At 71.9% G+C, this 18,892-nt stretch carries 14 protein-coding genes and 1 tRNA gene; 5 read left to right on the top strand and 10 right to left on the bottom strand.

Annotated elements, in window-relative coordinates:
* Positions 1-26: 26 nt before the first annotated feature.
* The 6 genes from pknB to AMK33_RS14975 form a co-directional block, all read right to left on the bottom strand.
* Positions 27-2,033 (bottom strand): Stk1 family PASTA domain-containing Ser/Thr kinase, encoded by a 2,007-nt coding sequence (gene pknB, locus AMK33_RS15000; RefSeq protein WP_073933303.1) that lies wholly within the window; start codon positions 2,031-2,033, stop codon positions 27-29.
* A 169-nt stretch (positions 2,034-2,202) separates the two neighbouring features.
* A complete protein-coding gene (locus AMK33_RS14995) occupies positions 2,203-3,669 on the bottom strand; it encodes a peptidoglycan D,D-transpeptidase FtsI family protein (RefSeq protein ID WP_073933302.1) in 1,467 nt (488 codons plus the stop codon).
* Positions 3,666-5,114 carry an FtsW/RodA/SpoVE family cell cycle protein gene (locus AMK33_RS14990; protein ID WP_073933301.1) on the bottom strand — a complete coding sequence of 483 codons (1,449 nt, stop codon included), beginning with the start codon at positions 5,112-5,114 and terminating at the stop codon, positions 3,666-3,668. The genes AMK33_RS14995 and AMK33_RS14990 overlap by 4 nt, the downstream gene beginning before the upstream one ends.
* A gap of 27 nt (positions 5,115-5,141) precedes the next feature.
* A complete protein-coding gene (locus AMK33_RS14985; RefSeq protein WP_073933300.1) occupies positions 5,142-6,686 on the bottom strand; it encodes a Stp1/IreP family PP2C-type Ser/Thr phosphatase in 1,545 nt (514 codons plus the stop codon).
* Positions 6,687-6,827: 141 nt separating this feature from the next.
* The gene (locus AMK33_RS14980) at positions 6,828-7,340 is read right to left on the bottom strand and encodes an FHA domain-containing protein FhaB/FipA (protein WP_073933299.1); all 513 of its coding nucleotides are present in this window, start codon (positions 7,338-7,340) and stop codon (positions 6,828-6,830) included.
* Positions 7,341-7,350: 10 nt separating this feature from the next.
* Entirely contained in the window at positions 7,351-8,205 is an 855-nt protein-coding gene (locus AMK33_RS14975) for an FhaA domain-containing protein (RefSeq protein WP_073933298.1), read from the bottom strand.
* 527 nt (positions 8,206-8,732) lie between these two features.
* Between AMK33_RS14975 and AMK33_RS14970 the strand changes: the two genes are divergently transcribed.
* Positions 8,733-8,816: transfer RNA gene (locus AMK33_RS14970), tRNA-Leu, on the top strand.
* A gap of 261 nt (positions 8,817-9,077) precedes the next feature.
* Here the strand turns inward: AMK33_RS14970 and AMK33_RS14965 are convergent.
* Both AMK33_RS14965 and AMK33_RS14960 read right to left on the bottom strand, forming a co-directional pair.
* Positions 9,078-11,522 (bottom strand): ABC transporter permease, encoded by a 2,445-nt coding sequence (locus AMK33_RS14965; RefSeq protein WP_073933297.1) that lies wholly within the window; start codon positions 11,520-11,522, stop codon positions 9,078-9,080.
* Positions 11,516-12,262: an ABC transporter ATP-binding protein gene (locus AMK33_RS14960; protein ID WP_079194873.1), complete on the bottom strand. Its 747-nt coding sequence runs from the start codon at positions 12,260-12,262 to the stop codon at positions 11,516-11,518. Before AMK33_RS14960 ends, AMK33_RS14965 begins: the two co-directional genes overlap by 7 nt.
* Before the next feature lie 180 nt (positions 12,263-12,442).
* Between AMK33_RS14960 and AMK33_RS14955 the strand changes: the two genes are divergently transcribed.
* Positions 12,443-13,726: a sensor histidine kinase gene (locus tag AMK33_RS14955; protein WP_235618103.1), complete on the top strand. Its 1,284-nt coding sequence runs from the start codon at positions 12,443-12,445 to the stop codon at positions 13,724-13,726.
* Positions 13,727-13,749: 23 nt separating this feature from the next.
* Positions 13,750-14,382, top strand: coding sequence for a response regulator (locus AMK33_RS14950; protein WP_073933496.1), 633 nt, complete (start codon positions 13,750-13,752; stop codon positions 14,380-14,382).
* Between the two features lie 46 nt (positions 14,383-14,428).
* On the opposite strand, the gene AMK33_RS14945 is transcribed toward AMK33_RS14950, so the two are convergent.
* Both AMK33_RS14945 and AMK33_RS43815 read right to left on the bottom strand, forming a co-directional pair.
* Positions 14,429-15,355: an NAD-dependent epimerase/dehydratase family protein gene (locus tag AMK33_RS14945; protein WP_073933294.1), complete on the bottom strand. Its 927-nt coding sequence runs from the start codon at positions 15,353-15,355 to the stop codon at positions 14,429-14,431.
* Entirely contained in the window at positions 15,352-16,311 is a 960-nt protein-coding gene (locus AMK33_RS43815) for a ScbA/BarX family gamma-butyrolactone biosynthesis protein (protein ID WP_073933293.1), read from the bottom strand. Before AMK33_RS43815 ends, AMK33_RS14945 begins: the two co-directional genes overlap by 4 nt.
* Before the next feature lie 257 nt (positions 16,312-16,568).
* Here AMK33_RS43815 and AMK33_RS14935 point away from each other — a divergent pair, with 257 nt between their 5' ends.
* Both AMK33_RS14935 and AMK33_RS14930 read left to right on the top strand, forming a co-directional pair.
* Positions 16,569-17,234 carry a ScbR family autoregulator-binding transcription factor gene (locus tag AMK33_RS14935; protein ID WP_073933292.1) on the top strand — a complete coding sequence of 222 codons (666 nt, stop codon included), beginning with the start codon at positions 16,569-16,571 and terminating at the stop codon, positions 17,232-17,234.
* A gap of 204 nt (positions 17,235-17,438) precedes the next feature.
* Entirely contained in the window at positions 17,439-18,878 is a 1,440-nt protein-coding gene (locus AMK33_RS14930; RefSeq protein WP_073933495.1) for a DUF2252 domain-containing protein, read from the top strand.
* Positions 18,879-18,892: the final 14 nt, after the last annotated feature.

Below are 18,892 nucleotides of genomic sequence, written 5' to 3'. Positions count from 1 at the left end.
GCTCCTGTCGTACGGGGTGCTACGCGTCAGTCGTCGTCGCGGCCGCCGGTGAGGCCGCCGAAGATGCCGCCGCCGTTGTTGCCTCCATTGTTGCCCTGCTGGCCGCCGAGGGCGACCAAGGTGACCTTGTCGCCCTTCTTGACCTGCTGGCCTTCCTGCGGGGTGCTCTGGAGCACTATGGCGTTGTCGTCGCCACCGCCCTGGATCTTCTCGAGCTGCAGGCCCGCCCCGGCGAGAACCTGCTTGGCCTGGGCGACCGTCATCTGGGTGACCTTCGGCATGGCGAAGGTCTGGTTCTCCTTGGCCTTGCCGATCTGGATGGTCACCGGCGAGTTCTTGGCGAGCTGGGTGCCCTGCACGGGATCGGTTCCGATGACCCTGTCGACCAGGGCCGGGTTGTCCGTCTCCACCTGGACGCAGTTGCCGACGAGCTCGTTGGCGGTCATCTGCGTCTTGGCCTCGTCACAGGTCCTGTTGGTGACGTCGGGCACGGTGGCCTTGTCCGCCTCCTTGGCGACGGTGAGGGTGATCGTGCTGCCCTTCTCCTGCTCCGTGTCGCCCTCGGGGTCCTGTCCGATGACCACACCCGGGGTCTGGTCGGAGACCTCCGTCTCCTGCTCGACCGTGAAGCCCTTCTCCTCGAGCTGGGACTTCGCCTTCTCGTAGGTGAGGCCCTGCACGTCGGGCACCGCGACCTTCGGTGCCCCGGTGGACACCGTCAGGGTGACGGTGGAGTCCTTGTCGACCTTGACGCCCGCGTCGGGGTCCTGGTCGCAGATCTTGCCCTTGCTCTGCTCCTCGCAGGGTGCTTCTTCGAAGGTCAGTTGCAAGTCGCCGTTGACGGCGAGTTTTTCGGCGTCCGCTTTGGTCTCGCCGACGAAGTTCGGGGTCGCGACCTTGTCGTTGCCCACGCCACCGCTGCCGCTGATGGCCCAGCGGCCGATCAGGATCGCGCCGATGAGGACCAGGACACCCGCCACGACCAGCAATATCGTCGAGGTGTTGTTCTTCTTCGGCTGGCGTCGGCGGCTCTGGCGGTCGTCGTAGCCGTAGCCGCCGTCGTCCGGGTTCATGGGCGGCAGCATCGAGGTCGCCGCCGCGGCACCGGCATCCTGGCGCAGGGCCGTCGTCGGCTGGTCGTCGGGGTAGCCGCCGTAGCCGACCGCGCCCAGGGCGGCGGTCGCCGCGACGGGCTGGCCGTCGAGGCAGGCCTCGATGTCGGCGCGCATCTCGTCGGCCGACTGGTACCGGTAGTCGGGGTCCTTGACCAGCGCCTTCAGCACGATCGCGTCCATCTCGGGCGTGATCTCGGGGTCGAAGACGCTCGGCGGCTGCGGTTCCTCCCGTACGTGCTGGTAGGCGACCGCGACCGGGGAGTCGCCCACGAAGGGCGGCCGGACGGTCAGCAGCTCGTACAGCAGGCAGCCGGTGGAGTACAGGTCGGAACGCGCGTCGACCTGCTCGCCCTTGGCCTGCTCCGGCGAGAGGTACTGCGCGGTGCCGATGACGGCCGCGGTCTGGGTCATCGTCATGCCGGAGTCGCCCATCGCGCGGGCGATGCCGAAGTCCATGACCTTGACCTGGCCGTTGCGCGTCAGCATGACGTTGGCCGGCTTGATGTCGCGGTGGACGATGCCGGCCCGGTGGGAGTACTCCAGGGCCTGGAGGATGCCGATGGTCATCTCCAGCGTGCGCTCCGGCAGCAGCTTGCGGCCGCTGTGCAGGAGCTCACGGAGCGTGGAGCCGTCGACGTACTCCATGACGATGTACGGGATGGAGACCCCGTCGATGTAGTCCTCGCCCGTGTCGTAGACCGCGACGATCGCGGGATGGTTGAGCGAGGCGGCCGACTGGGCCTCCCGGCGGAACCGGGCCTGGAAGGACGGGTCGCGTGCGAGATCCGCGCGCAGCGTCTTCACCGCCACCTGGCGCCCGAGCCTGGTGTCATGCGCGTGGTAAACCTCCGCCATGCCACCACGGCCGAGCACCGGGCCCAGCTCGTACCGGCCGCCTAGGCGACGCGGCTCTTCCATAGCTACCTACCAGCCCTCTCCGTCGGTCCCGGGAGGCACACTTGTGCCGCCGGAGGCTGCCGTCCGGGCCTACCGTACCCGGCTCGCTTTGTGTGACCTGGCCAAGTACGTCAGCTGATACAGGACCGGTACCGCAACGTGCACCGATGTGAAGCGGACGTGACCGGGGTCACTGCTTGCCCTTGAGGACCGCCTTCATGACGGCCTTGGCGATCGGTGCGGCCAGGCCGCCGCCGCTGATGTCGGCACCGGTCGCGGCACTGTCCTCGACGATGACGGCGACGGCGACCGGGGAACCCTCGTCGGTCTTGGCGTACGAGATGAACCAGGCGTAGGGCTTGCCGCTGTTGTTGACGCCGCGCTCGGCGGTACCGGTCTTGCCGCCGACGGTGACGCCGTCGATCCGGGCGTTGCCTCCGGTGCCGTCCTCGACGACGGTCTCCATCATCTCCTGGATCTTCTGGGCGTTCTCCGAGGAGAGGGGCTGGGACAGCTCCTGCGGTTCGGTCGTCTCGATGGTGTCCAGGTTCGCGGCCTTGAGCTGGTCGACCATGTACGGCTTCATCAGCTTGCCGTCGTTGGCGATGGCCGCGGTGACCATGGCCATCTGGAGCGGGGTGGCGCGGTTGGAGGCCTGGCCGATGCCGGCCATGGCGTTCTGCGACCTGTTGTCCTCGGGGAAGACGCTCTCGGCGGCGCGTACGGGGGTGTCCAGCTCCGGGTTGTTGAAGCCGAACTTCTCCGCGTACTCGATCATCTTCTCGTTGCCGACTTCGTGGCTGAGCTTGCCGAAGACGCTGTTGCAGGAGACCTTGAGGGCCTCTCGCAGACTGGCGTTCTCACACTGGATGTTCCCGTGGTTGCGCAGGGGCGTGGTGGTGTCCGGCATGATCCACGGTTCCGGCGTGTCGGTCTTGGCGTCGATGTCGGTGACCAGGCCCTCCTCCAGCGCCGCCGCGGCGGTGACCACCTTGAAGGTGGAGCCCGGCGAGTAGGTCTCGCGCAGTGCCCGGTTCAGCATCGGGTCGTCGGGGTTGTTCGCCTTCTGGACTTTCTGCCAGGCCTTGGCGTCCTTGTCGGAGGTCCCGGCGAACTTCGACGGGTCGTACGACGGCGTGGAGGCCAGTGCCAGGATCTTGCCGGTCTCCGGGTCGATCGCGGCGACGGCGCCCTTCTTGTCGCCGAGGCCCTCGTACGCGGCCTTCTGCGCGGCGGCGTCGAGGGTGGTGACGACACTGCCGCCCTCCTTCGGCTTGCCCGTGATCATGTCGAGGGTGTTGCGGAAGAAGAGCCGGTCGTCGTTGCCGGTGAGGATGCCGTCCTCCAGCTTCTCCAGCTGGTTGGCCCCGAAGGCCTGCGAGGAGTAGCCGGTGACCGGCGCCCACATGGCACCGTCGGTCCAGGTGCGCTTGAACTTGTAGTCGCCGCTCTTGGACTCGACGGACCCGGTGATGGCCTTGCCGTCGACGATGATGTTGCCGCGCGGGGTGGCGTAGCGCTCGATGTTGACGCGGCGGTTCTCGTCGTCGGAGGCCAGCTTGTCGGCCTGGGCGTACTGCAGCCAGTTGCCCCGGACGAGCAGGGCGAGGATGAGCAGGCCGCAGAAGATCGCGACCCGGCGCAGGGGCTTGTTCACGGGCGGACCACCTGGGTCATCTCGGCGTCGGGGTTGGTGGCGGGGGCGGGCGCCGGACGGCGGGCGGTGTCGCTGATCCTGAGCAGGATGCCGATCAGTGCCCAGTTGGCGATGACGGAGGAACCTCCGTAGGCCAGGAAGGGCATCGTCATACCGGTCAGCGGGATCAGGCCCATGACGCCGCCGGCCACGACGAAGACCTGGAGCGCGAAGGCGCCGGACAGGCCGATGGCGAGCAGCTTGCCGAACGGGTCGCGGGCGGCGAGGGAGGTGCGCACGCCGCGCTCCACGATCAGCGCGTAGAGCAGGAGCAGTGCCATGACGCCGGCCAGGCCGATCTCCTCGCCGAAGGTGGCGAGGATGAAGTCGGAGTTGGCGGCGAAGCCGATGAGGTCGGAGTGGCCCTGACCCCAGCCGCTGCCGAGGGTGCCACCGGAGCCGAAGGCCCACAGGGCCTGCATGGCCTGCTCGGAGTGGACGATGCCGTCGCTGACCCCGGCGCGGCTGAGCTCGAACTCGCGCATCGGGTCGAGCCAGGCCTGCACACGCGTCTGGATGTGCGGCTCGAAGCTCGCCACGCCGACGGCGCCGACCGCGGACATCAACAGGCCGAAGACGATCCAGCTGGTCCGCTCGGTGGCGACGTACAGCATGATCACGAACATGCCGAAGAACAGCAGCGAGGTGCCGAGGTCGGTCTCGAAGACCAGGATCAGGATGGAGATGATCCAGACGACGATGATCGGGCCGAGGTCACGGCCGCGGGGCAGGTAGAGCCCCATGAAGCGGCGGCTGGCGAGGGCCAGGGCGTCGCGTTTGACCATGAGATAGCCCGCGAAGAAGACTGCGAGGACGATCTTGGCGAACTCGCCCGGCTGGAGGGTGCCGAGACCGGGGATCTTGATCCAGATCCTGGCGCCGAAGACGTTGTGGCCGAGGCCCGGGACCAGCGGCAGGAGCAGCAGGACCAGCGCGCCGACCATGGAGATGTAGGTGTAGCGCTGCAGGACGCGGTGGTCCTTGAGGAAGAACAGTACGGCCATGAACAGGGCGACGCCGAGCGCGGAGTACATCAGCTGGCGCGGCGCCGCTTCGACGAACGTGCTGCTCGCCTGCAGTCGCTTCGACTGGTCCAGGCGCCAGATGGCGACCAGGCCGATGCCGTTGAGCAGGGTGGCCAGCGGCAGCAGCAGCGGGTCCGCGTACGGGGCGAACTTCCGTACGGCGAGATGGCCGACGCCCGCCATCAGGCCGAGACCGAGGCCGTAACTCAGCAGTCCGGTGGGCATCTCGCCGTCGAGGGCGAGTCCCACGTTGGCGTAGGCGAAGACCGGGATGACGACGGCGAACACCAGGAGCGCCAGCTCGGTGTTGCGGCGGCTGGGCGCTCCGATCGCGCCGATCGTGGACGTGTGCTGCGTCGACGGGTTGGTAGTACTGCTCATCGTGTGACAGGGCCTCTCACGGCTTGCCTACTGCTTACCGCACAGGGAGACGACCTTCTGCTCCTCCTCCGAGAGGCTGGGGCCGGGGCTGGAAGTGGGTGCGGTCGTGGACGGGGGCGTGGACTGCTCCGGGGCCTTCGTCGAACCCGAGGGGTTCGGCGTCGGCGAAGCCTTGGACGTGAAGGAGGCGGGTGTGGTTCCCGTGGTGCCTCCGGCCTCGCCCTCGCCGGTCTTCGCGTTCTTCTCGCTCTCGGCGGAACGCCGCTCGGCCTGCTTCTTGCACGCGGAGGCCTGTACCGACAGTTCCTCGATCTTCGCGCGGGCGCCGTAGAGGTCGCCTTCGGCGATGGTCGCCTCGACCAGCTTCCGCTGGTAGGGCGGTAGGTACTTGAGTTCGATCTCGGGGTGGTCCTTCTCGATCTCCGAGAGGGAGACCCAGGCCAGGTCCTGGCTGATGCCCTGGTACAGGGCGACGTGTTCGCCGTTGGTGCCGACGTAGTACTGCGTCTGGGTCCAGCGCCAGCCGCCGTACAGGCCGCCGCCGAGGACGGCGAGCGCGAGCAGGCTGTAGACGGACCGCTTGAGCCACCGGCGGTTCTTGCCGGGCTTGACGAAGTCGTCGTCGCCGTAGGCGAAGCCGTCGGTGGGGATGAAGCCGGTGATGTCGCCGCTGCCGGGCGGGCCGAACTCGCCCCCGCCGCCGCTCTCTCCGCGCCGCCTGCCGAGACCGGAGGCGCGGCCGGCGGGGGTCTGCATGATGCCGTTGTCGGAGAGCTGGTTCTGGTTCTCGGCGACGGCGCCGACCACGACCGGGGTGTCGGAGAGCTGCCCGGCGAGGGTGTCGCCGGTGTCGAGGTCCAGGACGTCGGCGACGATCACGGTGATGTTGTCGGGGCCGCCGCCGCGCAGGGCCAGCTCGATCAGGTTCTGGACGGTCTCCTCGGGGCCCTGGTAGCTGGCCAGGGCGTCCTCGAGGGTCTGGTGGGAGACCACGCCGGACAGGCCGTCGGAGCAGATCAGGTACCGGTCGCCGGCCCTGACCTCGCGGATGGAGAGGTCGGGTTCGACGTGCTCGCCGCTGCCGAGGGCCCGCATCAGCAGGGAGCGCTGCGGGTGGGTGGTGGCCTCTTCCTCGGTGATCCGGCCCTCGTCGACCAGACGCTGCACCCAGGTGTGGTCCTGGGTGATCTGGGTGAGGACGCCGTCGCGCAGGAGGTAGGCGCGGGAGTCGCCGACGTGCACCATGCCGAGGCGCTGACCGGTCCACAGCAGGGCGGTCAGGGTGGTGCCCATGCCCTCGAGCTGGGGGTCCTCCTCGACCATCATGCGCAGCTGGTCGTTGGCCCGCTGGACGGCGGTGCCGAGCGAGGTGAGCAGGTCGGAACCGGGGACGTCGTCGTCGAGGGCGACGATGGTGGAGATCGCCTCGGAGGAGGCGACCTCGCCGGCGGCGGCGCCGCCCATGCCGTCGGCGATGGCGAGCAGGCGCGGACCGGCGTAACCGGAGTCCTCGTTGCCCTCCCGGATCATGCCCTTGTGCGATCCGGCGGCGAAGCGCAGAGACAGGCTCATGCGCACCTCGCCAGTCGGCTCCGGGTACAGCCGGTCGTGTCGAGCCACACTGCCCACCCTCCGGTCGGGAGCGCGCCGGGACCCTGGTCGGGGACCCCCACTGCGTGCTCGCTCCGCTCGCGCTCATTCATTGGTGTAGCACTACTTCCGCAGCTCGATGACGGTCTTGCCGATGCGGATCGGTGCGCCCAGCGAAATCGGTGTGGGGGTCGTCAGCCGGGTCCGGTCCAGGTAGGTGCCGTTGGTGGAGCCCAGGTCCTCGACGATCCACTGACCGTCGCGGTCCGGGTAGATCCTGGCATGGCGGCTGGAGGCGTAGTCGTCGTCCAGCACGATCGTGCTGTCGTGCGCCCGGCCCAGGGTGATGGTCTGGCCCTGGAGGGCGACGGTGGTGCCGGTGAGGGTGCCTTCGGTCACGACCAGCTTGGTGGGGGTGTTCCGGCCGCGGCGGCCACCGCCGCCGGACTGCTGGCGCTGCTGCGGAGGTGCCTGGCGGGCGGCCTGCTGCGGCCGGCCGGCGTCCCGCCGTGATCCGCGCTGGGTGACGCGAGTGCCGAACAGGTCACTCCGGATGACCTGCACGGCCACGATCACGAACAGCCACAGTACGGCCAGGAACCCCAGCCGCATGACCGTGAGGGTCAGCTCTGACATTGCCCCCGCTTCACCCTTCGGCTTGCCTATAGATAACGGTGGTGCTGCCCACGACGATCCGCGAGCCGTCGCGGAGCGTAGCGCGGGTGGTGTGCTGCCCGTCCACCACGATGCCGTTGGTGGATCCGAGATCCTGGATCGTCGAGGGCGTTCCGGTCCGGATCTCGCAGTGCCGGCGGGAGACGCCGGGGTCGTCGATCCGTACGTCGGCTTCGGTGCTGCGGCCCATCACCAGGGTGGCGCGGGAGATCTGGTGGCGGGTGCCGTTGATCTCGACCCAGTAGCGGGTGCGTCCGCCGGGGGCGGCGGGGGGCCGCTGGCCGCCCGCGGGCTGCGGGTAGCCGTAACCGCCACCGCCGGGCCTGCCGCCGGGCGGCGGTGCGGCCGGCATGGGCGGGGCGCCCGCGGGGCCTGCCGACGGGTGGCCGTAGCCGCCGGGGCGGCCGGCCGGCGGTGCGCCGCCGGGAGCGCCGGGGGCCTGGCCGGCGGAGGAGGAGGCGAGCGTGCGGCTGCGGACCCGGTACAGGCCGGTGTCGAGGTCGTCAGCCTTCTCCAGGTGCACCTTGATGGGGCCCATGAAGGTGTAGCGCTGCTGCTTGGCGTAGTCGCGCACCATGCCGGCGAGCTCGTCGCCGAGCTGGCCGGAGTACGGGCTGAGCCGCTCGAAGTCCGGGGTGCTCAGTTCGACGATGAAGTCGTTGGGTACGACGGTGCGGTCGCGGTTCCAGATAGTGGCGTTGTTGTCGCACTCCCGCTGGAGCGCTCCCGCGATCTCCACGGGCTGCACCTCGGACTTGAACACCTTGGCGAAGGTGCCGTTGACCAGACCTTCGAGACGCTGCTCGAACTTCTTCAGGACTCCCATGGGGCACCTCCTCCGTAGCTGCCGTCCTGTGTACTGCCCGGCGCACCGTTTCGTGCACCGCCTACCTGGTACTGCTTACTGATCGTATCCACGCGCCGGTCGATCGGCTGGTTCCCCCTGTCGGCCCGGTCGACGGGTGTCGACGCCTGACGAAGTTCCCTCCGGAGCCCCTCTTCGAACTCCTTCGGCGAACTCCTTCGGCCGTGCTCGTGGGCGTCGTTCTGCCATGGATCGTAGAGGGGGCCGAAGACCAGTGTCCCGCACCCGGCTGTGGACTCCACCCGGCTCCTGGACAGACGGGGAGTACCGGTACGAGGTTGATACGTGAATCAGTCGGCGTCGCGACATCAGGGGCTCGGGGGAGGCCGGCCGGGGCGATACGGGCTCGTCGGGGCCGGTGGGGCGGCGGGGGCGGTGGGAGCGGTCGCGGGGAAAGGGATGTGAATCCATCCCGGCCAGCGTGCTAATGTTCTGGGTGTCGGAAGGCGCAAGGCCCCAAGGGGCAGGGCCCGGAAGACACACCCAATGCGCGGGTGGCGGAATAGGCAGACGCGCTGGATTCAGGTTCCAGTGCCCGCAAGGGCGTGGGGGTTCAACTCCCCCCTCGCGCACACCGTCGAAACGGGCGGCATCCATCGGATGCCGCCCGTTTCGCGTGCTCGGGGCGGGTGTGGCGGCGGGATGATGTGTGAGGAACATCTCATGATCCTTTTCGTCGTGGAGCGGTGTGCCGTCCACCTCCGAGACCGCCCTTCCGAGGCCTCCGGGGAGGCCTCGGAAGAGAGCGGGGAGGGCGTCGGCGGGACCTCCGGAGCGGGTCGCGTGGGCTCACTCGCGGATGCCCGCCGACTTCAGCGCAAGCTGCGAGGGATTCACTCGCGGACACCCGCCGACTCCAGCGCGGGCCGGCGCAGGGCGAGGGCGGCGGGGACGACCGCGGAGGCCGTGGCGAGTACGGCGCAGGCGGCCGTGACGGCGGCGAGCGTGGACCAGGGGAGGGTGATCGTGGCGGGGGCCGAGAGCAGGGCCAGTGCTCCCCACATGCCGGCCAGGTTGAGCGCGGCCACGGTCAGGCCCAGGACCGCGCCGACCGCGACCACCGTCAGCGACTCCGCGCCCACCATCCGCAGCACCTGCCACCGCGTGGCCCCGGCCAGCCGCAGGACCGCGAGGTCGCGCACCCGGTCGGAGGTCGCCATGACCATGGTGTTGGCCAGGGAGATGCCCGTGTACAGCAGGGCGATGCCGAGGACCAGCAGGAGGCCGTAACGGATGGTGCGTTCCGTCCCGGGGGCCGTGGCGGAGAGCCACTGCTCCGAGGTGAGGACACGACCGCCGGCGGGCCGCACCGCCCGCTCCAGCCCGGCGGCCACCACGCGCGCGTCGGCGCCGTCCGCGAGGGCGACGTCCACCCGGTCAGCGCGGGCGCCCGGAGCGTTGGCCGGGGTGACGTAGACGCCGTTGTCGCCGGTGCCGGTGGTCATCACCGCGGCGATCCGCAGCGTCCGCTCCGTGCCGTCCCCGAGCCACACCCGCACGCGCTGCCCCACCGTGTGCCGCTCCCACTCCTCGTTGACGACGACCGAGTCGTCGTCGAGGTCGGTGACCCTCCCCGCGGCGAGCGGCAGCCGCGCGGTGGCCGCCAGCGCCCCGGGGTCGACGGCCCGGGCCTCGGACCTGACCAGCGCCACACCTTCCTCCAGGACGTACACCGCGCTCGGCGCGCTCGCCGACACCCGCGCGCCGGGCACCGCGCGCAGCCGGTCCAGCGTCCGCGCGTCGAAGGCCCCGTCGCCCGCGGCCGTGACGACGAACGCCGCGGTGGTCCGCTCCCGCGTCTCGGCGGCCCCGGCCCGGTCCAGGGTTGTGGTGGCGCCGAGCAATGAGCCCGCGAGGGCGACCGTGACCAGTACGGGCGCCGCGACCGCGGCCGTACGGCGCACCCCGGCGGCCGCGTTCTCACGCACCAGCATGCCGATCGCTCCCGGAAGCCAGGTCAGCAGCCTCGTGAGCGGGCGCACGACGAGCGGGGCGAGCAGCGCGGCGGCGGTGATCAGCAGCATGGGCCGGCTGACGTAGGTCTTGCGGTGCAGCAGGTCGCCCGGATCGCCGAGCAGCGCCACGGCGAGCGTCACCCCGGCGGTCAGCAGCAGAGCCGCGCCGCACAGCCACCGCCCCCGTGTCATGGCCCCGCTGTCGGCGGACGCCTCGCGCAGCGCCTGGACGGGGCCCGTGCGCCCCGCCCGCCAGGAGGCCACGACGACACCGCTCAGGGCGACGAGCAGCCCCGTCCAGAACGCCACGTGGTACGGCCAGTCCGCGTCGCCGATCGTGAACCAGCCCGGCGCCAGCTCCACGTCGACCACCCACGCGGCCAGCGAGGGCGCCGCGTACCCGCCGAGCGCGCAGCCGGCGGCCGAGGCGAGCACCCCGACCAGCAGGGCCTCGGCGGCCACCATGCGCCGTATCTGACCCGGCGTGGCCCCCGCGGTGCGCAGCAGCCCGAACTCCCGGCGCCGCCGGTCGACCGCGAAGGCGAAGGTGGACGCCACCACGAACACCGAGACGAAGGCGGAGACCCCGCCCGCCGTGCCGAACAGGGCGTTCATCGCGGTCAGCGCCTCGCTGTCCCGCCCGGGATCCGCGTCGGCGTACCGGAGGCCGTCCCCGGTGAGGACCCGGACGCCCCCGACTCCGCGCACCGCTTCCCGCACGGCCGCCGGGTCGGCGTCCACGACCAGCTGGACGACGGCCGGGGACAACACGGCGGCGCGCGCGTCGGTGTGGAAGACGGCGTGCTCGAAGCCACGGCCGGCCACGGTGCCCACGACCCGCACGGTGCCGTGGTCCGTGCGCACCCGCGCGCCGGGCCGCGTCCAGTCGCCGCTGACGACGACCTCGTCGTCCGCGCGGGGCGCACGGCCCGCCTCGAGGGCGTACGGGGCGAACGCGGCGGTGGACCAGGGGTGGCCGGTCAGCTCGCCGGGAGCGCCCTTGGCGCGGACGGGATAGGAGCGGTCCTCGACGACCGTGCCGAGCCGGCGCAGCTTCGCGACGGTCGCCGCCGGCACCGCGCGCGGGTGCGCCAGTTCCTCGGTCCTCTCGCCGTTCGGCGTCGGTACGCGCAGGGTGTCCGCGCCCTTGACCACGACCGGGGCGGCGGCGAACCGCTCCGGCTCCCGCGCGGGGGCGTCCAGGGAGGAGGCGAGGGCGAGTCCCATGACGGTGAGGAGGGCCACGCCCAGCGCGAGGGCGGTGAAGCTGCCGGCGAAGGTGATCCACCGGGCGCGCAGGGTGCGCAGGGCGAGGCTCAGCACGGCGCGGCCTCCAGCCCGGCCATCCGCGCGGCGACGGTGTCGGCGCCCGCCCCGGTCAGCTCGCCGTGGACGCGGCCGTCGACCAGGAAGACCACACGGTCGGCGCGGGAGGCGGCCACCGGGTCGTGGGTCACCATGACGACCGTCTGCCCCTCGCGGTCCACCATGCCGCGCAGCAGCGTGAGCACCTCGTGCCCGGTGCGGGAGTCCAGCGCGCCGGTCGGTTCGTCGGCGAACAGCACCTCGGGGCGGGTGACCAGGGCGCGGGCCAGCGCGACGCGCTGCTGCTGGCCGCCGGACAGCTCGGCGGGCCGGTGCCGGGCGCGGTCACCGAGACCGACCTGGTGGAGCGCCTCACGGATCCGGGCCCGCGGCACGCGCCGGCCGGCCAGCCGCAGCGGGAGGGCGACGTTCTGCTCGGCGGTCAGCGCAGGCAGCAGGTTGAACGCCTGGAAGACGAAGCCGACGCGCTCGCGGCGCAGCAGGGTCAGCCGTCTCTCACCGAGCCCGGTCAGCTCGGTGCCGCCGAGGGTGACCGAGCCCGAGGTGGGCCGGTCGAGCCCGGCGGCGCACTGCAGCAGCGTCGACTTGCCGGAGCCGGACGGGCCCATCACGGCAGTGAAACTTCCCCGCGGGAAGGCGAGGGAGACCTCGTCCAGCGCGCTCACCGCCCCGCCGCCCGACCCGTACCGCCGGCTCACCCGACGCAAGGTGATCGCGTCGCCGTCCCTCTGGCTCATGTGCCCCACTCCCCTGTCCGGGCCCGGCGGTTCCGGGCTGCTCGCCTGCGACCACGAAACCGTCCGGGAGCCGGTCGGCGCAGTGCGGCAGGGGCGAGAAAAGGGGTAGGGCCAGGCATACCCCGAAGCCTCCGTCCAGGCCCATGGCCGCGTCCGGCGCGGGCTTCTACCGTGATCCGCATGCAGCCTCGAAATCCCTGGCAGGCCATGTCCCGTCCCGGCTACGCGCTGTCGGCGTGGCCGTGGCGCTCGGCCGGATATCTGCTCACCGGCGCGGTGACCGGCGCGGTCGTGCTCGTGGGCATCGTGGTGTCGGTGGCGGCCGGCGGGGCGCTCGCGCTCGTCCTGGTGGGACTGCCACTGCTGCTCGGCACCGCCCTCGCGGGCATACCGGTGGCCCGGTTGGAGCGGTGGCGGCTGCGGCTGGCCGACCGCGATCCGGCACCCGACCCGCACCTGCCGCCCGCCACCCCCGGCCTGCGGGCCTGGCTGACCGCCCGGCTGCGGGAGCGGGCCACCTGGCGGGAGCTCGGGCACGCCCTGCTGTTCGCGGTCCTGCTGTGGCCGGTCGACGCCCTCGCGCTCACGGCCGGCCTGCTCTTCCCGGCGGCCGTGACCGCCACCCCGTTGCTGATGGCCACGGCCGGGGACGGCGAGGAGGCGAAGGTCCTCAAACTGTGGACGGTCACCACCTGGCCGGCGGCGGCCGGCGCCACCCTGCTCGGGATCGTCCTGCTCGCCCTGGGCTCCTACCTGCTGGGCGTCGCGGCGGGCGCCCGCGCGGGGCTGACCCGGCTGCTGATCGCCCCGCGCGAGACCGCCCTGGACGCCAGGGTGACCGAACTGACCCGGTCCCGGGTGCGGCTGGTGGAGGCCTTCGAGGCGGAGCGGCGGCGTATTGAGCGCGATCTGCACGACGGGGCCCAGCAGCGTCTGGTCGCCCTGACGATGACGCTGGGTCTGGCCCGCCTGGAGGCGCCGCCCGGACCGCTGGCCGACCGGCTCGCCAAGGCCCACGACGAGGCGGGCCGGGCGCTGCGTGAGCTGCGGGAGCTCATCCACGGCATCCACCCCCAGGTCCTCGCCGACTACGGGCTCGAGGCCGCGGTCGCCGACGCCGCCGACCGGTCCGCCGTACCCGTGGACGTGGACCTGGACCTCACCGGCCGGCTGCCCACGCCGGTCGAGGCCGCCGCGTACTTCGTGGTGTGCGAGGCGCTCGCCAACGTCGCCCGGCACAGCGGGGCGAGCCGCGCGCGGGTGGACGGCGGACACCGTGACGGGCGGCTGCTGCTGGAGGTCCGCGACGACGGACGGGGCGGCGCACGGGCCGGGGCGGGCAGCGGGCTGACCGGACTCGCCGACCGGGTGTCGGTGCTCGATGGCAGACTCACCCTGTCCAGCCCGGTGGGTGGACCGACCCTGCTGCGTGTGGAGATCCCTTGCGCCCCCTGCTCTCCCTGACGGACGGCCGAGCACTGCGCGTCGTGCTGGCCGAGGACAGCGTGCTGCTGCGGGAGGGCCTGATCGGCCTGCTCCAGCAGTGCGGGCACGAGGTCGTCGCGGCGGTCGGCGACGCCGAGGCGCTGATCACCGAGGCCGGGAAACACGAACCCGACATCGTGGTGACGGACGTCCGGATGCCCCCGGGCTTCCAGGACGAGGGTCTGCGCGCGGCCGTGCGCCTGCGCACCGAGCGGCCCACGCTGCCCGTTCTCGTGCTCAGCCAGTACGTGCAGCGCCGGTACGCCTCCGACCTGCTGGACTCCGGCGACGGCACCGGCATCGGCTATCTGCTCAAGGACCGGGTCGGCCAGATCGAGGAGTTCGTGACCGCGCTGAGCCAGGTCGCGGACGGCGGCACGGTGGTCGACCCCGAGGTCGTAAGGCAGTTGCTGCGCCACCGCCGTGATCCGCTGGAGCGGCTGTCCCCGCGGGAGCGGGAAGTGCTGGCGTTGATAGCGGAAGGCAAGTCCAACGGCGCGATCGCCCGCGAGCTGGTGGTGTCGGAGGCCGCCGTCGGCAAGCACATCGGCAGCATCTTCACGAAGCTGGACCTGCCGTTGACGGACGAGACGCATCGGCGGGTTCTCGCGGTGCTGGCTTATCTGCGGGCGTGACCGGTCGTTACCGGATGTGGTCGCGTAAACCGTCCAGGCGGTTCTTTTACCGGTCGGTCACCGCGTACGACCGGTACCAGGTTGCCGACCGCGCGAACGTACGGGCGAACCCCTCGCCCGGTGAGCAGTACAGGTCCTTCCAGAAGTCGTCGTCCGCGAACCAGTGGTCCACGGTGAGCATGCCCAGGTGATGCAGCGCACGCGGGGACCCGGCGGCCCGGGCGAGTGCGGTGTCCACGTCCACCGAAGCGCCGCCGCCGGGCCGTTCCACCCGCTCGCACACGGCCGCGAGCAGCTCCGAGGCGGGTACGGGGTCCGGGTGGGCGACGTAGTGGGCACCGGGGCCATGGGCGGGGGACAGTGCCGCGGCGACGACCGCACGGCCCAGGGTGTCGACGTCGATCATCGACTGGAGCGCCTCGCAGCCGGACACGGTCGCGGACAACTCCCGCAGCAGTCCCACCAGTCCGGGGACCACCCAGCGGTCGCCCTCGCCGTACACCAGGTGCGGGCGCAGCACCAGGCCGCCCGCGTCGAGGACATGCCGTTCGGCCGCCGCGCGGGTGCGGCTGGTGGCGGAGGCGGGAGCGATCGGGACCTCGCCGGGCCGCACGCCCCGGAAGGGGCCCCGGCCGTGGACGGCGGCGGTGCTCACGTACACGATCCGGCGCACTCCGCTCCGTACGGCCTCCTCCATCAGGGCCTTCGTGCCGAGGTCGTTGACCGCGGTGACGGACTCCGGGTCACCGCCCACGCGGGAGGCGCAGTGGACGAGGACGTCGACGCCGGCGCAAGTGCCGTGCAGGGTGCGCGGGTCGGCGAGGTCGCCGGGCACCGCCTTGGAGTCCGGCCGCGCGGGCGGCGTACGGCGGGACAGCGACCGGACGCGGACCTCGGGGTGTTCGAGGGCCGCTGCCGCGACCCGGCTGCCGATGAAGCCCGTCGCGCCGGTGACCAGGAGATCGACAGTCACGGCAGGGACCGTACCGGGGCCGTGGGCGCGCAGGTGAGGGTGGCGGCGAAGACGGGCCGGCCGTCCTGTGTGCCCGACACCCGCACCGTCACCTCGTCCTCGCCCTTGTCGAGCACTTCGGTGTCGAGCCGGCAGGGGCTGTCCAGTTCGGCGTAGCGGCTGAAGGAGACGGCCAGTTCGGACGGCAGGAAGGGCAGCCGGCCCGACGCCGCGGTCGCGGCCTGGCGGGCCGCCTCGAACAGGACCATGCCGGGGACGTGGTCGTTGGGGCGCGGGAAGAGGACCGGGTGCCCGGTGTGCGCGCGCAGCAGCCATGAGTCTGGCCGGTCCGCGGGGGCGAGGACGACGTCCTCCGCGCGGTGGCGGCCCACCAGTTCGGGCGACACCGGTTCCGGCAGTGGTATTCGGGCCCCCTGGGCGGCCAGTTGGCGTTCCCGCAGGCGGCGGTAGGCGGCCGGGGAGGTGCAGCCGGTGCTGCCGGTGCCCCGGGCGACGAGGCGTCCCGCGCGGCGGAACTCCATCGTCGTGCGCATGCCGTTCAGGCCCCGGCCCCGGCGGCGGACCTCGGAGCAGACGACGTCGACGGTGACCGGCTCGTCCGCGTCCGCGAGCAGCAGCCGGTCCGGGTCGGTGGTCACGTCCAGGTCCCGCATGACGAAGTGGGTGTCGGCGGGGGCGCCGAACTCCGCGTGGGCGAGGGCCATCGAGGTCTGACGCAACGTTTCGCCGACGATCATCGGATCCTGGCGGCGGTCGTCGACGGGGCCGAAGAAGGCGTGGTCGGCGGGCCAGCGCGCGGTGACACGGAAGCGGACGTCCGAGAGCCGGACCCATTCGACCGGGAAGACGTCCGCCGCGCGGGGGCGGTGGGCGAGTTCGGTGGTGACGCGGGTGCGGGCACCGGGTCTGCCGGCGGTGTTTGCGGGCGGGACCCGCTGTCCGGTCTGATCCTCCATGGGGGCGCTCCAGGAATCCGGCTGCGGCATGAGGAACACCCGGGATCGGGAAGCGGACCTCCGGGCGGCTCGCACTAAGATACGGACGAGTTGGTTTTTTTCCAAGGGTGATCCACACCGCCGGAGACGAGCCCACGCGCCCCGCACGACACGACAGACCGCACGGCGGCTTCACGACGGCTTCACGGCAGCTTCACGGTGACCGCGCGGTGCGACCCACGAGATCCATGAGATCCACCCAGATCAGGAGGCACCCGATGGCGCGACAGGAGCGCGCGATCCGCACCCGGCGGACCATCCTGGAGGCGGCGGCGGCCGTCTTCGACGAACGCGGCTACACCTCGGCGACCATCGGGGAGATCCTGGAGCGGGCCGGGGTCACCAAGGGCGCGCTGTACTTCCACTTCGGCTCCAAGGAGGAGCTGGCGCTCGGCGTGTTCGAGGAGCAGCTCGCGATCTCCCTGCCGCCCCAGTCCAGCAAACTGCAGGAACTCGTCGACTCGGGCCTGGTGCTGGCGCTGCGGCTGCGGACCGAGCCGCTGGTGCGGGCCAGCGTCGGACTGGCCCTGGACCAGGGGGCGCTGGGGCTGGACCGCACTCCGGCGTTCGGCATGTGGATCGACCAGACCACCCGGACCCTGGCCGAGGCCAAGGCGGGAGGCGAACTGCTGCCGCACGTCGACGCGACGGAGACGGCGGAACTGCTGGTCGCGAGCTTCTCCGGAGTGCAGCTCATGTCGCAGCTGCGCTGCCAACGGCAGGACCTGGAGCACCGGGTCGCCGTGCTCTTCCACCACATGCTGCCGGGCGTGGCCGTTCCGGCCGTGCTGGCCCGGCTGGACATCTCCCAGGACCGCGCCGGGCGGCTGCTCGCCGAGGGGCGGCTGCTGCCGGCGGCGGGAGAGGTGGCGGAGGTCGGGTAGGGCCCGGACCTCGTACGCACCGGGTTGGACCCGGACTTCGTCCACACCGGGTTGGGACAGGACTTCTCCACACCGGAAGAGTTGTCCACAGGGTCTGACGAGTTTCGGCCACCGGCTGTACGGTCGGCACGATCGATGTCGACGCGTGTGTACGGCACGTATGTGTACGGGGAGGCGGTCGCCGTGACCGAAGCCGTTGCCGTGATGTCCGGGACTCACGAGCCTGCCGGTGCGAGCGGGACCGGCGGTACGGCCCCTGCGCGGCTGCTGCCGCGGGTGCCGGGATTCGCCGAGCGGTCCGCCGGGGGCAGCCCCAAGGACGAGGGCAAGGCCCTGCGCGGTCAGGTTCCCCGCGCGGCACACGCCACCTTCGACCCGGACGTCTCCCGCCCCGGCGCCGTGAGCGCCGTCGAGGAGTCCAGCCGGGGCCGGCTGCCCGAGCTCGCACCGATCCGGGTGGGCAGGATGGCGGCGACACCGTTCGCCTTCCTGCGCGGATCGGCGGGCCTCATGGCGTACGACCTGGCCCGCACGCCGGTGACCCGGATCGGCGCCCAGATCTGCGGCGACGCCCACGCGGCGAATTTCGGCCTCTACGGCGACGCGCGCGGCGGACTGGTCATCGACCTGAACGACTTCGACGAGACGGTGCACGGCCCCTGGGAGTGGGACCTCAAGCGGCTCGCCACCTCCCTGGTGCTCGCCGGGCGCGAGGCCGGCGCGGACGAGGACACCTGCCGTGCCGCGGCCCACGACACCGTGGGCGCCTACCGCCGCACCATGCGGCTGCTGTCCAAGCTGCCGGCGCTGGACGCCTGGAACGCCATCGCGGACGAGGAACTGGTCTCCCACACCGATGCCCACGACCTGCTGGGCACCCTGGAGCGGGTCTCCGAGAAGGCCCGCGCGAACACCAGCGGCCGGTTCGCGGCCAAGTCCACCGAGACGACCGGGGACGGCGGACGCCGCTTCGTCGACGCGCCGCCGGTCCTGCGCCGAATACCGGACGGCGAGGCCGCCGCGGTGGCCGCCTCGCTGGAGCAGTACCTCGGCACGCTCCCGCCCGACCGTCACCCGCTGCTGGCCCGGCACGCGGTGCACGACGTGGCGTTCCGCGTCGTCGGCACCGGCAGCGTGGGCACCCGCTCGTACGTCGTGCTGCTCCTCGACCACCGGGGCGAGCCCCTGGTCCTCCAGGTGAAGGAGGCCCGCCCCTCGGCACTCGTGCCGCATCTGCCGACGGCCGGGTTCGACGCCCCGGAGGCCGGCCACGAGGGCAGGCGGGTGGTCCACGGCCAGAAGCGGATGCAGGTGATAAGCGACAACCTGCTGGGCTGGACGACGGTCGACGGCCGCCCCTACCAGGTGCGCCAGTTCCGCAACCGCAAGGGCAGCGTCGACCCGGCAGCGCTGGCCGCCGACCAGATCGACGACTACGCCCGCATGACCGGCGCCCTGCTGGCCCGCGCCCACTCCCACAGCGCCGACCCCCGCCTGATCGCCGGGTACTGCGGCAAGAACGACGAACTGGACGAGGCGGTGGCGGCCTTCGCCGTCGCCTACGCCGACCGCACCGAGGCCGACCACACCGACCTGGTGACCGCGGTGCGGTCGGGACGGATCGCGGCGGAGACGGGGGTGTGAGCGGCCGTCCGGGT

This window comes from Streptomyces sp. CB02400, assembly GCF_001905725.1.
Taxonomy (GTDB): Bacteria; Actinomycetota; Actinomycetes; order Streptomycetales; family Streptomycetaceae; genus Streptomyces; species Streptomyces atrovirens.
The sequence above is the reverse complement of the archived record's forward strand: the minus strand, read 5'-3'. Positions and strand labels throughout refer to the sequence as shown.

Excerpts from the sequence above, each read along its gene's own strand:
- AMK33_RS14975 (WP_073933298.1), bottom strand. The coding sequence starts at position 8,205 with ATGGGAGTCCTGAAGAAGTTCGAGCAGCGTCTCGAAGGTCTGGTCAAC.
- AMK33_RS43815 (WP_073933293.1), bottom strand. The coding sequence starts at position 16,311 with ATGGAGGATCAGACCGGACAGCGGGTCCCGCCCGCAAACACCGCCGGC.
- pknB (WP_073933303.1), bottom strand. The coding sequence starts at position 2,033 with ATGGAAGAGCCGCGTCGCCTAGGCGGCCGGTACGAGCTGGGCCCGGTG.
- AMK33_RS14935 (WP_073933292.1), top strand. The coding sequence starts at position 16,569 with ATGGCGCGACAGGAGCGCGCGATCCGCACCCGGCGGACCATCCTGGAG.
- AMK33_RS14990 (WP_073933301.1), bottom strand. The coding sequence starts at position 5,114 with ATGAGCAGTACTACCAACCCGTCGACGCAGCACACGTCCACGATCGGC.
- AMK33_RS14930 (WP_073933495.1), top strand. The coding sequence starts at position 17,439 with ATGTCCGGGACTCACGAGCCTGCCGGTGCGAGCGGGACCGGCGGTACG.
- AMK33_RS14955 (WP_235618103.1), top strand. The coding sequence starts at position 12,443 with ATGCAGCCTCGAAATCCCTGGCAGGCCATGTCCCGTCCCGGCTACGCG.
- AMK33_RS14960 (WP_079194873.1), bottom strand. The coding sequence starts at position 12,262 with ATGAGCCAGAGGGACGGCGACGCGATCACCTTGCGTCGGGTGAGCCGG.
- AMK33_RS14980 (WP_073933299.1), bottom strand. The coding sequence starts at position 7,340 with ATGTCAGAGCTGACCCTCACGGTCATGCGGCTGGGGTTCCTGGCCGTA.
- AMK33_RS14985 (WP_073933300.1), bottom strand. The coding sequence starts at position 6,686 with ATGAGCCTGTCTCTGCGCTTCGCCGCCGGATCGCACAAGGGCATGATC.